The following is a 14,973-nucleotide window of genomic DNA, read 5'->3' on the forward strand; positions in this document are numbered from 1 at the left end:
AAGCAATAGCAGCGCAAAAGCGCTTTTTATGAATTCGTCTGCGAGCGGACGAAATTTATTATCATTATTGTCGCCTATTTAAATAATATATCAAATAGTTGAGTCAAATAAGCGGTGATTTTCAAGTCATCAATGATGAATAATAAGAACAAATCACTACAATAATGGCCGCAAATTACTCATTTTCTGCGCAAATAGTTAACGACCAACCGGGAACATCTTCCCAATAGCCACTTTCCTTTTCTAAATCTAATAACATCAATGCATTTTGCACGAGATATTCAGATGGTAAATAGATAGTCCAGTGCCCATCATCCGTTTCTATCCGTAACGAAGAAGGGATTGTTGTAGATTGGCGTTGATTATTTAACAAAATGGCTAGCCGCAAAATTTGGATAAGCGGCATAAATTGTTTTCTTTTAAATAAATTAAATTTAGGGATATCGTCATACTTAATAGCCCTACGATGATTACGTACTAATGTTGCCAGTAATAGTTGCTGTTCTTGGTTGAAACCCGGTAAGTTAGTGTTTTGCAAAATATAAGCAGAATGGCGGTGCATACCACTATGATTAATACTTAAGCCAACTTCATGGAGCATAACCGCCCATATTAAAATGGATTCTAACTGTGGATTGAGTTGTTTAGGGTTTTGCTGCCCCCATTGGAAATAGAGTTCTTCCATCGTTTTTAATACACGTTTCGCTTGCTCTCTATCAATATTATAATGCTCAGCAAGGCTTAATGCAGTACGTTGACGGATATCTTGATGGCGGAAGCGGCCTTCCATTTCATATAAAACACCTTCACGTAATGCACCGTCAGATAAACGTAACTCTTTAATTTCTAATGAATCAAAGACGGCAAGTAAAATGGCTAAACCTGGGACAAATACGTGCTTACGTTCATTAGAGAGGCCGAGTATATTTAGTGCGCTAAATGACTTATATTTTAATGCCATTTGCTTGATTTCGATAAGGCGTTCACGGGTGATAATACCGTCTTTATAGCCTAATTCTTGTATTACACTATGAGCAGCTTTGATGGTGCCCGAGGCACCCATCGCGACGTCCCAAGTTTGTTTCTTAAATAAAATCGCAGTGCTTTCTAATTTTAAGCAAGCCCCTAGGTAGGCGCGATTAAAAAATTCAGGGTTGATTTCTTCATTTGGGAAGTAAGTGCGAGCAAAGCTCACACAACCCATACGGCGGCTTTCAATCAAAAGCGGTTCAAACTTCTCACCAATGACTAACTCAGTTGAACCACCACCGATATCAAGTACTAATTTGCGGCCTTTTTCGGGTTGGGTGTGTTCAACGCCCATAAAAATCAATCGAGCCTCTTCTTGGCCTGAAATGATTTCAATAGGATAGGGCATGATTTCTTTTGCGCGTTGCAAAAATAGTTTCACATTCGTTGCGACACGTAATGAGTGTGTGCCAACAATACACACGTTCTCAGGGGAAAATCCTTGTAACCGTTCGGCAAACAACGCGAGGCAGGCAAGGCCCCGTTCCATGGCTTCTTCACTTAATTCATTGGTATCACTTAAGCCATCAGCAAGGTGAACACGTTTTTTCAAGCGAGTGAGAACTTGCAATGCACCGTTGACAATACGAGCAATGACCATATGAAAACTATTGGAGCCTAAATCTATAGCCGCAATTTCTTGTGGTCTCGGTGTTGAGGCGTTGGTTATTGGCATATTTTTAAGCTCTTGTATCAGGTGTTTCGATTGATTTTAAATAATCATACACAGCAAGCTGGGCTTGGATTTTTCGTTTATTTCCGCGGGGAACATAATGATTACTTAAATCTTTGTCAACATAACGTGCTTTTACGGTATCGCTAAATTGCAGCTCTAAAATATCCAATACCCGTTGTTTTAAATGCGGGTCGACTAAACTAACGGCAACTTCAATGCGGTAGTCAATATTGCGCGTCATCCAGTCAGCGGAGGAAATAAAGACTTTTTCGTCACCCGCATTGGTGAAAACATAGACACGGTCATGCTCAAGAAAACGGTCAACAATGCTGGTTACTTGAATATTTTCACTATAGCCGACTTGACCCGCCACTAAAGAGCACATTCCTCTGACTAATAAACGAATTTTGACACCTGCATTGGAGGCATCATACAGTTTGTCGGTCAATTCTTTGTCGACTAGATTATTAATTTTTAATGTGATGCCACTTGGCCGTTCAGCGAGTGCATTTTCGATTTCTTGGTCAATTAAGGCCATTAAACGAATCCGTGTATTTTGTGGAGACACCATTAAATTATCGAAAGTCACTGGGCGATAGGGGTTTTCAATAAAACTAAATACCCGACGAACTTCGTTGGTGATCAGCTCATTTGCTGTGAGTAGCGAGTAATCGGTATAAAGCCGAGCGGTTTTTTCATTAAAATTACCCGTACCAATGTGAGCGTAGCGAACGATTTGCCCTTCTTCCATACGCGAGATAATAAACAATTTCGCGTGGATTTTAAGCCCTGGCGCGGAGAAAATAACATGCACGCCAGCTTCGGTTAACCGTTTTGCCCAATGAATATTGGCGGCTTCATCGAATCGAGCTTGTAACTCAACGACCACTGTGACTTTTTTTCCATTATGGGCAGCATGAATGACGGAATCGATAATGCGTGAGTCTTTCGCAACACGGTAAATATTAATTTTTATCGACAATACATTCGGGTCAAAAGACGCTTGGCGCAATAATTCTAAAGTATGTTCAAAGGTATAGTAGGGATAATATAACAGCACATCGCGTTCACGAATGGCATCAAAACCGTTACGGAAATTATCAAACCAGCGGTGACGCAGCCTTGGTAGTGGCTTGTTTAATAAATTTTTATTTCCCTCATTAGGGAAGTTAATAAAATCTTTAAAGTTGTGATAGCGACCGCCAGCAATCACAGAGTCATCACTGGATAACCCCAGCTTTTCACGTAAAAGAGCAACCATTTCGTCAGGCATATCACGTTGATAGACAAAACGGACGGGCTCTGCGGTTAAACGCTGTTTTAATGTGGACGACATTATCTCAAGTAAGCTCGATTCCATCTCTGTTGCGATGTCATACTCTGCATCACGCGTCATTTTCATCGAATAAGCATTAAGCTTATCGTAATCAAAGAAGCCTTTAAAAATTTCATCCAGTGTATAGCGAAGGATATTATCAATTAGGATCATTGACTTGCGACGCTTTGGCATTTCCGGCGGTAAGTTAACAAACCGAGGCACTTTATCGGATGGAATTTCCAATAGCGCATACTGAATGTGATTGCCATTGATGATTTCAACGGCAAGGTACGTGTAGTCATCTTTTAGAAACTCAACCAGATTGGTGTCAGGATTAATTAATATTGGCGTAATATGCTGGCGCAGGTTCTGCCGGAAATATTGACGTAACCAAATCTGTTGGCGAGGCGAAATTTGACGTTCGTTAATCAAGAATATTTGATTGCGTGCCATTTCTAATAGCAAATCATTATAGAGAATATCGAACTCTTGTTCTTGTTTGGCAACTCTTGACTGAATTCTCTTTAACAAGTGGCGAGCACCGCTTGCCGAACCCCGTTCTTCATTAATTAAAATACGGCGTTTAACGTCGGCGAAGCGGACTTTATAAAACTCGTCTAAATTATTGGAATAAATACCCAAAAAACGCATTCGTTCAATAAGAGGGTTACGCTTGTCGGCTGCTTCTTGTAAAACACGCTCGTTAAAAGACAGCCAGCTTAACTCTTTTTCATGATAGAGACGTTCTTGGGACATTCTAACTCCATATTAGACTCTTGTTACTTTGTGGCTATGATACCAGTCAGTTAGCTAAATGTGTTGTTTAATTGCTTTATCTTGGGTAATAACACTTTCTGGATTAGCAGATTGCTGTTTCATCGTAAAATATTGCTGCTGAAAAATACACATACGGATAGCGGTGTGATAACGGCCATTGACAAAGAACTCGTCGATCAGTTCGCCTTCAGTATGGAAGCCTAGTTTATTATAAATATGGATAGCTTTGACATTTTCTTTATCAACAATAAGATAAAGTTTATATAAGTTTAGTACAGAAAACGCGTAGTCCATTGCTAATTGCGCAGCGCGACTCGCATAGCCATGCCCTTGATGGCTCGGTGCAATGATAATCTGAAATTCAGAGCGTCGGTGAATATAATCAATCTCTACCAATTCGACTAGGCCCACTTTCTCACTGTCATTTTCAACGATAAAGCGGCGTTCAGACTGGTCATGAATATGTTTATCGTAAAGATCGCTTAATTCAACAAAAGCTTCGTAAGGTTCTTCAAACCAATAACGCATAACACTGGCATTATTATCAAGCTGGTGAATGAATGCTAAATCTTCACGTTCAAGTGGGCGCAACCTAAACGGATGAACTTGCCCGGTTGTCATAAAAATACCTCTATTTAGTTAGGAAAAATGTGTTGTTCTTCGATTACAAGGATAACATTTATTTACGATAAAATAATGACACAGCACAGAGAGATGATCACCTTGTTGAAAAATAATTCATTTTACTTAGGGGGACGCTGTTTAACTCAATACCGTTCTATGTTATTTCCATGTGAAATACGACGAAAAAAGGGTGGATATCCACCCTTAAGTTTATATTTTTCGCTGCCACGAAGGTTACTCGTTAGCATAACCTTGTTGCGGTAAAATTTGGTTATCTAACACAGCGTTACCTTTTTGCATTGTTAATCGGCCACTGATGAACCATTCAACAACTAATGGGTAAATCGCATGTTCTTGAGCTTTAACCCGCTCGATAATATCTTCTTCGCTATCTTGTTCAAAGATAGGCACTTTGGCTTGTAAAATAACCGGCCCGCCATCCAGCTCTTCGGTAACGAAATGCACCGATGTGCCATGTTCTTTATCCCCATTTTCCAGCGCCTTACGGTGTGTATGTAAACCGGGGTATTTAGGCAGCAAAGAAGGGTGGATATTGAGTAATTTTCCAGCAAAGTGGTTGACGAATTGGGCTGATAAGATACGCATAAAACCCGCTAATACGACTAAATCAGGCTGGAATTGGTCAACCTGCGCGAGTAATGCAGCATCATATGCTTGGCGGTCAGTATATTGTTTCGCATCTAAATAACAGGCTGGGATCCCAGCCTGTTGTGCTCGAACAAGCCCATAAGCATTGGCTTGGTTGCTGATAACAGCAACAATTTGAGCGCCAATTGCCCCAGAGCGACAGCTATCAATTAATGATTGCAAATTACTGCCACTGCCAGAAATGAGGACAACTATTTTTTTCATTAGCGGATCACAACCTGCTCTTCACCCGCAGGTAATGCACCAATTGTACCGATTTGCCATGCGTTTTCACCAAGCTTGTTCAACAGAGCAAGTGCATTTTCGACTTCTTGCTGTGGCAGAGCAATAATAATCCCCACACCACAATTGAAGGTACGGTACATTTCATGGGTACTAACATCACCAGCTTGCTTTAGCCAATTAAAGACTGCGGGCCATTGCCAGCTGCTGCCGTCAATAATCGCTTGTGTGTTGTCAGGTAGTACGCGAGGAATATTTTCCCAGAAACCCCCACCGGTTATGTGTGCAATGGCGTGGATATCGCTATTTGCGATCAGCTCTAATACATTTTTAACGTAAATGCGTGTTGGTTCCAATAAGTGATCAGCTAAAGGTTTTCCATCTAATAGCGTTTCTTCAGGGTTGGTTTGACTGACTTCAAGGATTTTGCGAACCAGCGAATAACCATTTGAATGAGGGCCGCTAGAGGCTAAAGCAATTAAGGCATCCCCAGCACTCACTTTGCTGCCATCGATGATTTCTGAGCGCTCAACAACACCCACACAGAAACCCGCCACATCGTAGTCTTCACCATGGTACATACCAGGCATTTCAGCGGTTTCACCGCCAACTAATGCGCAACCAGATTGTTTACAGCCTTCTGCGATACCTGTAATCACGCTAGTAGCGGTATCCACATCCAGTTTACCGGTTGCATAATAATCAAGGAAGAATAGAGGCTCTGCGCCTTGAACAATCAGGTCATTGACACACATAGCGACGAGGTCAATCCCAATGGAGTCATGACGTTTTAAATCCATTGCTAAGCGTAATTTGGTACCGACACCGTCAGTGCCTGAGACTAAAACAGGTTCACGGTATTTTTGCGGTAGGGAACATAATGCACCGAATCCCCCAAGACCTCCCATGACTTCTGGGCGGCGGGTTTCTTTTACGACACCTTTAATACGTTCAACCAAGGCGTTACCCGCATCAATATCAACACCGGCATCTTTATAGCTGAGAGAGGTTTTATCAGTCACTACGGCCCCCAAGGCAATTACATTTTTGAGAAAAATAACATCATTGACATTATTCTAACAGGCTAGGCAAACGTTTGCGATAGCTTTGTGTTGGAAATTTTTTTAGTACTCGTGATTCAAAAAAGGGGATTGCTAAGAAGCCGTACAGAAAAATAATAAATGATTTTATTTAAATCAAATTTGCGGTTTAGCCAATTTCAACTTAACTGAGATGAGGTATAATTCTAAAAAAATTGTGTTAATCGTTGTTGTTTTGACCAAAATCAAGCGTTATCTAGTGGCAACCAAAGCTAAAAGAGGTATAATCCGGCGATTTTTTTGTCCGCCGCCGTCTTAAATAGTAGGAGAAACCCATGAAGATCGTTGAGGTAAAACACCCTCTCGTTAAACATAAACTCGGCCTGATGCGAGATCATGATATAAGCACAAAACGCTTTCGTGAACTGGCCTCAGAGGTTGGTAGCCTACTGACTTATGAAGCAACTGCTGACCTTGAAACTGAAAAAGTGACTATCGATGGTTGGTGTGGTCCTGTAGAAATAGAACAAATTAAAGGTAAGAAAATCACTGTAGTACCAATTCTCCGTGCTGGTATTGGTATGATGAATGGTGTATTAGATAGTATTCCAAGTGCACGTATCAGTGTGGTGGGTGTTTATCGTGATGAAGAAACACTGCAGCCTGTCCCTTATTTCCAAAAACTCGCATCTAACATTGAAGAACGTATGGCATTAGTGGTTGACCCAATGTTAGCGACGGGTGGCTCAATGATTGCCACTATTGATTTATTAAAAAATGCGGGTTGTACCTCGATTAAAATCTTAGTCCTTGTTGCAGCGCCAGAAGGTTTAAAAGCGTTGGAAGCTGCGCATCCAGATGTTGAATTATATACCGCTTCAATTGATGAGTATTTAAATGAAGAGGGGTATATCGTTCCGGGTCTCGGTGACGCGGGCGACAAGATATTTGGTACTAAATAATGATAAGCCGACTGAGAAGTCGGCTTTTTTTTGATTAATTGTAGAGACTCACTGCTTATTCAGTGATTAGCCATTTCGCTAAAAGAGGATAAAGTCACATGACTCGTCGCACCATCAGTGTTGAAGAAAGACCACCATTATTACAAACTATCCCACTGAGCCTTCAACACCTGTTTGCTATGTTTGGCGCAACCGTTATCGTACCGATTCTGTTTGGTGTAAACCCCGCGACAATTTTGCTGTTTAATGGAATAGGAACGCTGCTGTACTTATTTATTTGTAAAGGGCAAATTCCGGCTTATTTAGGTTCAAGTTTTGCATTCATTTCCCCTGTGTTGATTTTATTACCATTAGGTTATGAATTGGCACTTGGCGGCTTTATCATTTGTGGCGTGTTGTTCTGTATAGTTGCGCTGATTGTTAAAGTTGCAGGAAGAGGGTGGATCAACGTTATGTTTCCCCCAGCGGCAATGGGGGCAATCGTAGCTGTAATTGGTTTAGAGCTTGCTCAAACCGCTGCAGGTATGGCAGGGCTATTACCTAAAGATGGCGCAGTGGTTGATTCGAACACGTTAATTATTTCCCTGACCACATTATCAGTCACTATTCTCTGCGCGGTCGTTTTCCGTGGGTTTTTATCTATAATTCCAATTTTGATTGGCTTTTTAGCGGGTTATGCATTGTCCTATTTTATGGGAATTGTGGACTTTACCCCGGTTATTGAAGCGCCATGGTTTGCTATCCCAACATTTTATACACCACGCTTCGAATGGTTTGCTATTTTAACCATTTTACCTGCGGCCTTAGTGGTTATCGCTGAGCACGTAGGGCACTTAGTGGTCACGGCGAATATTGTTGAGCGTGACTTAATGAAATCGCCAGGTTTACATCGCTCCATGTTTGCGAATGGGTTCTCGACGGTGATTTCAGGTTTCTTTGGCTCGACACCGAATACGACTTATGGTGAAAATATTGGGGTAATGGCAATTACCAAGGTATACAGCACATGGGTGATTGGCGGAGCTGCAATTATTGCTATTTTATTATCTTGTGTTGGTAAATTAGCTGCTGCTATCCAATTAGTGCCGGTTCCTGTCATGGGCGGGGTTTCACTCTTATTATACGGGGTAATTGGTGCATCAGGTATTCGTGTGTTGATTGATTCAAAAGTTGATTATAACAAGCCACAGAATTTGATTTTAACCTCAGTGATTTTAATTATTGGTGTTAGTGGTGCGGTTATCCATATCGGTCAAGCGGAACTTAAAGGTATGGCACTGGCGACGATTGTCGGGATATTTATGGCATTATTGTTCCGTTTTATAACGTTTGTTAGGCCTGAAAAGCAATTTGTAACATCTGAAGTGCAAGAGCTTGATAGCAATAAAAAATAAGCCATGTGATTTTCCCCATTGCCGTTCGGTTGATCGAGCGGCATTTGCTCACCGTTCTTATTCATCTATCCGTGTTTTTTATGGTAAACTGCTAGATGAAAATTGATTTGTACAGCCAGAGGCGCTTCTGAACACACCATCACAGCTTTCATTACCACTATATCTGCCAGATGATGAAACCTTTGCAAGCTTTTATGCAGGGGAAAATGGGGCGTTGCTGTCTGCTATTCAGTCTGCTATTAATCAACCACACGGTAGTTATATCTATTATTGGTCGCGAGAAGGTGGTGGAAAAAGCCATTTATTGCATGCGGCTTGTGCTGAACTGTCTGAACAAGGCATTGCAGTAGGCTATGTCCCTTTAGATAAACGTGCATATTTTGTCCCTGAAGTACTAGACGGTATGGAGCATTTATCACTCGTTTGTATTGATAATATTCAGTGCATCGCGGGTGATGAAGAGTGGGAAATGGCGATTTTCAATTTATATAATCGTATTTTGGAGATTGGCCGAACTTGTTTATTAATCACTGGAGATAGGCCACCTCGGCAAATCGAACTGAAATTACCTGATTTAGCCTCTCGCCTTGATTGGGGACAAATTTATAAACTGCATCCACTGAGCGACGAAGATAAAATTTGGGCACTGCAATTACGTGCTCGTATTCGTGGTTTCGAATTACCGGAAGATGTGTGCCGTTTCGTATTAAAACGTTTAGATAGAAAAATGGGAACCTTGTTTGATATCTTAAACAAACTTGACCACGCATCCATCGTTGCTCAGCGCAAATTAACGATCCCTTTCGTAAAAGATATTCTAAAACTTTAGTAGACTAAACGAGTTGGCAGCCGCATAGCTGCCAAAATAGTGACTATAAGATTTCACAGACTTGCTCAGGCGGGCGGCCTAAGCGTGCTTTATCACCATTAACAACGATAGGGCGTTCAATCAACTTAGGGTTCTCATGCATCGCTTTAATGAGTTGGTCCTGAGTTAAGCTGTCATCGTTTAAATTCAATTCCTTATACAGCTCTTCTTTGGTGCGCATTAATTGACGAGCATCTTTAAAGCCTAACATTTTAAGGAGTTTTTTGATCTCAGCTACCGTTGGGGGTGTTTTTAAATACTCGACCACCGTGGGAGTGATACCCTTATCAGTTAAAAGGGCTAGGGTTTCACGACTTTTAGAACAACGAGGGTTGTGGTAAATCTTAATCGAATTCGTCATTATTTTAACTCCTTACGGTTTTGCATTTTTGTCACGTAATTGTAGTTTTCTAAGCGCATCAATGCGAGCGTCATAACGCTGTTGTTCATAGCTGCCTAAACGGCTTTGACGGCTAGCATCGCTGAGATAATTAATCGCAGTGTCATAATTACCCCGTAATGCCATTCCTTCTGCGTAAGCGGCGAGTTCTTCTGTACGTTTACCTTGCTTTGCAGACGCTTCGGCCAGTAAATCCCAGCCAATCGGGTCATCAGGGTAATCAAACGTATATTTATTCAACAAGGTTGTTGCTTCTTTATATTGATGATTATTAATTAATGCGTTGGCAAGGTTAACAATGAAAACAGTATTTTTCGGTGTTTTTTTCAATGCGTTTTGTAAACGCGAAACTGCTCTAGCAACTTGATTTTGTTCGATATCGACATCCGTCATACTATCAATAAACCAAGGGTTATCAGGTTGTTTCGCTAATAGCTCTGTCAGGATTTTACCTGCTTCTGCATATTTTTTGTCCTGAGAAAGAAGTAACGCTTTACCATATTGTGCCGCAATTTGCTCTTGTGCAGAACCTTTCCCGTAATTTTCAATAATTTGGTCTAAGGCATGTTTTTGCTCGGTGCTATACATGGCCAAAATACGAACGCGAGCTAACATAAAATCCAGTGATGATGGCACACTCACTTTAGGATATTGATTAGAGCGGTTTCTTGCATCCGCTAAACGGCTATCCGGTAAGGGGTGCGTTAATAGGATTTCAGGGGGCTTCGACATATAACGAGTTTGGTCTGACATCGTTTGCATAAAATCAGCCATGGCGTGTGGGTCAAAGCCAGAGCGCCTTAATGTCTGCAAGCCAATACGGTCAGCTTCTTGTTCATTGGCTTGGGTAAAGCTGATCATACCTTGTTGAACCCCAGCCATTGTTCCTGTTAAAGCGGCAAAACCGGCTTGAGGATTCGCCATCACTAACAGTAAAGAACCAATGGTCCCTGCAATCGCGAGAGGAGTGGTGCTTTTCTGGTCTTCCATCATTCGCGCAAGGTGTCTTTGCGTGACGTGAGATATTTCGTGAGCCATGACTGATGCGAGCTGGCTTTCATTTTGGCTGTACCGAAATAATGCGGAATGCAGCACGACATTACCCCCAAAATAGGCATATGCGTTAATATTGGGGTTATTGACTAAATAGAACTTAAACGGTGTTTTAACTGAGTCGGCATTTTTTACTAAGCGCATGCCAAGTTTGTTAACATACTGAGTTAACAGTGGGTCATAAATAAGAGGGGTACTGGCTCGTATTTGGCGTGTGATTGCGTCTCCCATAATAATTTCTTGGTTGATGCTAAGAGTGCCTCCCGCCGTCGTTCCTATATCGGGTAAGGTATCTTCAATTGCGCTATAAGCAGGTAAAACTGCACCGTTCATTAGCGCAGCGATCATGAAAGCCAATAATGGATATTTTAAAGTTTTCTTCATGAAACGTGAGTATCCCATACAACATTTAAATTTAGGGTAAGTACCGACTTTATTTCGGGTATGTTTAAGTAAGGCACCTAAAAACGCGAAAAGTTTAAAACACATGATAGCAAAAGCTATCGTAAAATCTGTTCTTCGGTATAATTTTCGTTACTTTAGGAACTGTCCTTTGCACTAATTCCCCCAGGAGCAATAAATGCTGGAATTGTTTTTACAGTGGTATCGTCGGCGTTTTGCTGATCCACAAGCCATAGCCCTCTTTACATTACTCGTATCGGGGTTTGTGATCATCTTCTTTTTCAGCAGTATACTGGCTCCATTGCTGGCGGCAATTGCTTTAGCTTATTTACTTGAATGGCCAACCAATTTATTACAGCGTATAGGGTTATCTCGTTCAGTTGCTGTCGGTATTATTTTGACCTTATTCGCTGGAATAAGTGCCATGGTTATTTTAATTATTGCGCCGACGGCATGGCAGCAAGGGATTAATTTGATGGCCGATCTACCAAATATGGTTAACCGTTTCAATGAATTCGCACAGAAATTACCAGAGCAATACCCCGCATTAGTGGATGTTGGCATTATTGATATGATGGCAGATAACCTTCGTAGCCGCATGTCGGGTATTGCGGACTCAGTGGTTAAAGCGTCAGTTGCATCATTAATTGGTATTTTTACTTTGGCGGTTTACTTAGTTCTAGTGCCTTTGATGACATTTTTTCTTTTAAAAGATAAAGAACGTATCAGCAAAAGCTTTCTTAAGTTATTACCCAAAAATCGTTTGTTAGTGGGCAAAGTTTGGGTCGAAATGAATGAACAAATCACCAACTACTTACGAGGGAAAGTAACAGAAATGGTGATTGTTGGGGTGGCGACCTATTTATGTTTTGCTTATTTTGACTTGCGCTATTCCGTATTGTTATCGGTGCTTGTCGGAGTAGCGGTATTAATCCCTTATATTGGTGCGGTAGCGGCCACGATCCCAGTGGTTATTGTTGCGCTCTTTCAGTTCGGTATCGGCAGTGAATTTTGGTACCTAATGTTAGTTTACTTAGTGATCCAAGGTTTGGATAGCAACGTTGTTGTGCCTTTATTGTTTTCTGAAGCGGTAAATTTGCATCCACTAGTGATTATTTTATCTGTTGTGATATTTGGTGGGTTATGGGGCTTTTGGGGCGTATTTTTTGCAATCCCATTAGCAACACTGATTAAAGCGGTCATTCACGTATGGCCGGAAGAGCCAACGGAATCACAAAACTAGGTTAGGAATAGTGCTGTATGGGGGCATACAGCACTAAGATGTGGCGATTAAGCGTGTGTATTAATGTAATCAAGCACGATTTCGTGGTGGTTACTGGTTTTAAAATTGTCAAAGACGTGTTCTATTTTCCCAGTAGGGTCAACGAGGAAGCTAATACGATGAATCCCATCATAGGTTTTCCCCATGAATTGTTTTTCACCCCAAACCCCAAATTGCTCACATACTTGGTGGTCTTCATCTGATAATAAAGTGAAGTTCAACATCTCTTTTTCAGCGAAACGAGACAGTTTCTCTGGTTTGTCTGTGCTAATACCTAATACTTCGACACCTTTCGCTTTAAGTGTATCCATTTCATCACGTAGACCACACGCTTGAACAGTACAACCAGGGGTCATCGCTTTAGGATAAAAGTAAACTAATACGCGCTGACCCTGATAATCAGAAAGATTGATGAGCTCACCATCTTGGTCAGGAAGGCTAAATTGAGGCGCCTTATCACCGGCTTTCAATGGGTTCATTACATATATCTCCGTTAACTTTGCATGTTGGGGTTGTTAACAATACTTATGTTGCCTTTAGCATTTAGCATTGTACACAGTTGTTGAAATTTATTTTTTATGATTATGCCATTATCGTCCAACGGGTCGTGTGCAGTAATCTGAATCTCCAGTTGAGCGGGCATATCATTATTGGCTGGTTGTGTTTTAGAAACAAGCTCTGCGATATTACACTGCGAGGTTGTGAATAAATTTGTGAATTGCTCGACAATACGGGGTGCATCGTCAACAACAACATTCACTGTTACTGTCGATGGGTAATAGGTTGTTTGAACACTCTGGGTTCTTTTCATTACGATGAGCAAATCGAGCTCGGCGCCCTTAGGTGGCAATGTCGCCTCTAAAAGGGTGATAGCATTCCAACTGCCTGAAAGCATCATAATGAAGGTAAATTCCTTGCCAAACATCGCTAAGCGACTATCTTCAATATTACAATCACACTCGCTGACTAGCCGTGTAATAGTATTCACAATGCCCGGACGATCTGTTCCCAGCGCAGTAATGACAAGAAATTGCTGTTCAGTCTTAGGCAAAGTCTATTCCTTAGTATTTTAATTATGTCAGTTAAACATTTGATTAGAATATAGCAGTAAAATTCTAGCACTAAAAACTGACTGACTATGAAGGTAAGGAAACCATAAAAAAGACAATCTGCCAAGAGGGGAAATAGACTCTTGCGAGAAATATCAGTGAATTATTACTTCTATTTAAGTTAATGTGCTCGGCATTAACAAAATTCATTAAATTCTTGCTGTTGGGTGGTTTTCTTCTTTGAAATGAAAAAGTAACATGGTAGTTCAATTATTGAGGGGGTATCGCTATGGCTAATGGAAACGCAAATTATAAAGATTTTTTAACGGGAAGCATTGTTGCAGTTATCACACCAATGGATTCGGCGGGGCGTTTAGATAAAGCCAGCTTAAAAAAATTGGTGGATTATCATGTTGAAAGCGGAACAACTGCGATTGTTTCTGTTGGTACAACTGGCGAATCAGCAACCTTAACGCACAAAGAACATGTGGATGTCGTAAAAGCGACACTTGAATTAGCGGATGGCCGTATTCCTATTATTGCAGGAGCAGGCGCAAATGCGACAGCTGAAGCTATTTCGCTGACAAATGAGTTTGAAAACAGTGGTGTAGTTGCTTGCCTGACGGTAACACCTTATTATAATAGACCTTCTCAGGAAGGGTTATATCAACACTTTAAAGCAATTTCAGAAAACACGAGCTTGCCACAGATTCTTTATAATGTACCATCACGGACTGGCTGTGATATGTTGCCTGAAACCGTTGGGCGTTTAGCAAAACTGGCGAATATTGTTGCAATTAAAGAAGCAACAGGGAACTTAGCTAGGGTTCATCAAATCAAAGAACTGGTTGATGATAATTTTGTACTGTTAACAGGTGATGACGCAACAGCACTTGATTTCATGCAACTGGGTGGTCAAGGCGTTATTTCAGTCACATCCAACGTTGCGGCACCACAGATGGTAAAAATGTGTGACTTAGCGCTTGCAGGCAAATATACTGAGGCGCGTGAATTAAATAAAAAACTGATGGGGCTTCATCTTCAGTTATTTGTTGAACCAAATCCAATTCCAGCGAAATGGGGCTGTCATCGCTTAGGCCTGATTGCAGATGGTACATTACGGTTGCCAATGACACCGTTAACCACCTCGGGCCAGCAAAAAGTTGAGGAAGCCTTGAAACTCGCTGGGTTACTGTAAAATTTAGGGA

General features: G+C 41.2%; 14 protein-coding genes. 5 read left to right on the forward strand and 9 right to left on the reverse strand.

Going from position 1 to position 14,973, the window contains the following annotated elements:
• Positions 1–175 precede the first annotated feature (175 nt).
• The 5 genes from PR834_RS01160 to purM form a co-directional block, all read right to left on the reverse strand.
• Complete coding sequence (locus PR834_RS01160) at positions 176–1,705, reverse strand: exopolyphosphatase (protein WP_094960482.1); 1,530 nt, start codon at positions 1,703–1,705, stop codon at positions 176–178.
• Between the two features lie 4 nt (positions 1,706–1,709).
• Entirely contained in the window at positions 1,710–3,779 is a 2,070-nt protein-coding gene (gene ppk1 / locus PR834_RS01165) for a polyphosphate kinase 1 (protein WP_004253537.1), read from the reverse strand.
• Positions 3,780–3,833: 54 nt separating this feature from the next.
• Complete coding sequence (gene speG, locus PR834_RS01170; protein ID WP_004253538.1) at positions 3,834–4,421, reverse strand: spermidine N1-acetyltransferase; 588 nt, start codon at positions 4,419–4,421, stop codon at positions 3,834–3,836.
• Positions 4,422–4,658: 237 nt separating this feature from the next.
• Complete coding sequence (purN, locus tag PR834_RS01175) at positions 4,659–5,297, reverse strand: phosphoribosylglycinamide formyltransferase (protein WP_096863895.1); 639 nt, start codon at positions 5,295–5,297, stop codon at positions 4,659–4,661.
• The gene (purM, locus tag PR834_RS01180) at positions 5,297–6,337 is read right to left on the reverse strand and encodes a phosphoribosylformylglycinamidine cyclo-ligase (protein ID WP_272536322.1); all 1,041 of its coding nucleotides are present in this window, start codon (positions 6,335–6,337) and stop codon (positions 5,297–5,299) included. The genes purN and purM overlap by 1 nt, the downstream gene beginning before the upstream one ends.
• A gap of 353 nt (positions 6,338–6,690) precedes the next feature.
• Here purM and upp point away from each other — a divergent pair, with 353 nt between their 5' ends.
• From upp to hda, 3 genes are all read left to right on the forward strand, one after another.
• Positions 6,691–7,317: a uracil phosphoribosyltransferase gene (gene upp, locus PR834_RS01185; protein ID WP_004253541.1), complete on the forward strand. Its 627-nt coding sequence runs from the start codon at positions 6,691–6,693 to the stop codon at positions 7,315–7,317.
• 98 nt (positions 7,318–7,415) lie between these two features.
• Entirely contained in the window at positions 7,416–8,711 is a 1,296-nt protein-coding gene (gene uraA / locus PR834_RS01190; RefSeq protein ID WP_004253542.1) for a uracil permease, read from the forward strand.
• A gap of 127 nt (positions 8,712–8,838) precedes the next feature.
• The gene (hda, locus tag PR834_RS01195) at positions 8,839–9,540 is read left to right on the forward strand and encodes a DnaA inactivator Hda (RefSeq protein ID WP_036957653.1); all 702 of its coding nucleotides are present in this window, start codon (positions 8,839–8,841) and stop codon (positions 9,538–9,540) included.
• Between the two features lie 43 nt (positions 9,541–9,583).
• On the opposite strand, the gene arsC is transcribed toward hda, so the two are convergent.
• Together arsC and PR834_RS01205 are read right to left on the reverse strand one after the other, a co-directional pair.
• Entirely contained in the window at positions 9,584–9,940 is a 357-nt protein-coding gene (arsC, locus tag PR834_RS01200; protein ID WP_187710363.1) for an arsenate reductase (glutaredoxin), read from the reverse strand.
• A gap of 12 nt (positions 9,941–9,952) precedes the next feature.
• Entirely contained in the window at positions 9,953–11,416 is a 1,464-nt protein-coding gene (locus PR834_RS01205; protein ID WP_036958108.1) for a beta-barrel assembly-enhancing protease, read from the reverse strand.
• A 196-nt stretch (positions 11,417–11,612) separates the two neighbouring features.
• Here PR834_RS01205 and PR834_RS01210 point away from each other — a divergent pair, with 196 nt between their 5' ends.
• The gene (locus PR834_RS01210) at positions 11,613–12,677 is read left to right on the forward strand and encodes an AI-2E family transporter (RefSeq protein ID WP_004253547.1); all 1,065 of its coding nucleotides are present in this window, start codon (positions 11,613–11,615) and stop codon (positions 12,675–12,677) included.
• Positions 12,678–12,724: 47 nt separating this feature from the next.
• Here PR834_RS01210 and bcp read toward each other — a convergent pair whose 3' ends face one another.
• Positions 12,725–13,195 carry a thioredoxin-dependent thiol peroxidase gene (gene bcp, locus PR834_RS01215; RefSeq protein WP_004253548.1) on the reverse strand — a complete coding sequence of 157 codons (471 nt, stop codon included), beginning with the start codon at positions 13,193–13,195 and terminating at the stop codon, positions 12,725–12,727.
• A gap of 14 nt (positions 13,196–13,209) precedes the next feature.
• Positions 13,210–13,767 (reverse strand): glycine cleavage system transcriptional repressor, encoded by a 558-nt coding sequence (locus tag PR834_RS01220; RefSeq protein ID WP_004253549.1) that lies wholly within the window; start codon positions 13,765–13,767, stop codon positions 13,210–13,212.
• 287 nt (positions 13,768–14,054) lie between these two features.
• Here PR834_RS01220 and dapA point away from each other — a divergent pair, with 287 nt between their 5' ends.
• The gene (dapA, locus tag PR834_RS01225) at positions 14,055–14,963 is read left to right on the forward strand and encodes a 4-hydroxy-tetrahydrodipicolinate synthase (protein ID WP_004253550.1); all 909 of its coding nucleotides are present in this window, start codon (positions 14,055–14,057) and stop codon (positions 14,961–14,963) included.
• The last annotated feature ends 10 nt before the right edge of the window (positions 14,964–14,973 follow it).

Source organism: Providencia sp. PROV182 (assembly GCF_028480325.1).
Lineage (GTDB): Bacteria > Pseudomonadota > Gammaproteobacteria > Enterobacterales > Enterobacteriaceae > Providencia > Providencia hangzhouensis.

Coding starts and splice junctions, on each gene's coding strand:
- PR834_RS01160 (WP_094960482.1), bottom strand. CDS start 1,705: ATGCCAATAACCAACGCCTCAACACCGAGACCACAAGAAATTGCGGCT.
- bcp (WP_004253548.1), bottom strand. CDS start 13,195: ATGAACCCATTGAAAGCCGGTGATAAGGCGCCTCAATTTAGCCTTCCT.
- upp (WP_004253541.1), top strand. CDS start 6,691: ATGAAGATCGTTGAGGTAAAACACCCTCTCGTTAAACATAAACTCGGC.
- ppk1 (WP_004253537.1), bottom strand. CDS start 3,779: ATGTCCCAAGAACGTCTCTATCATGAAAAAGAGTTAAGCTGGCTGTCT.
- dapA (WP_004253550.1), top strand. CDS start 14,055: ATGGCTAATGGAAACGCAAATTATAAAGATTTTTTAACGGGAAGCATT.
- arsC (WP_187710363.1), bottom strand. CDS start 9,940: ATGACGAATTCGATTAAGATTTACCACAACCCTCGTTGTTCTAAAAGT.
- PR834_RS01210 (WP_004253547.1), top strand. CDS start 11,613: ATGCTGGAATTGTTTTTACAGTGGTATCGTCGGCGTTTTGCTGATCCA.
- uraA (WP_004253542.1), top strand. CDS start 7,416: ATGACTCGTCGCACCATCAGTGTTGAAGAAAGACCACCATTATTACAA.
- purN (WP_096863895.1), bottom strand. CDS start 5,297: ATGAAAAAAATAGTTGTCCTCATTTCTGGCAGTGGCAGTAATTTGCAA.
- PR834_RS01205 (WP_036958108.1), bottom strand. CDS start 11,416: ATGAAGAAAACTTTAAAATATCCATTATTGGCTTTCATGATCGCTGCG.
- speG (WP_004253538.1), bottom strand. CDS start 4,421: ATGACAACCGGGCAAGTTCATCCGTTTAGGTTGCGCCCACTTGAACGT.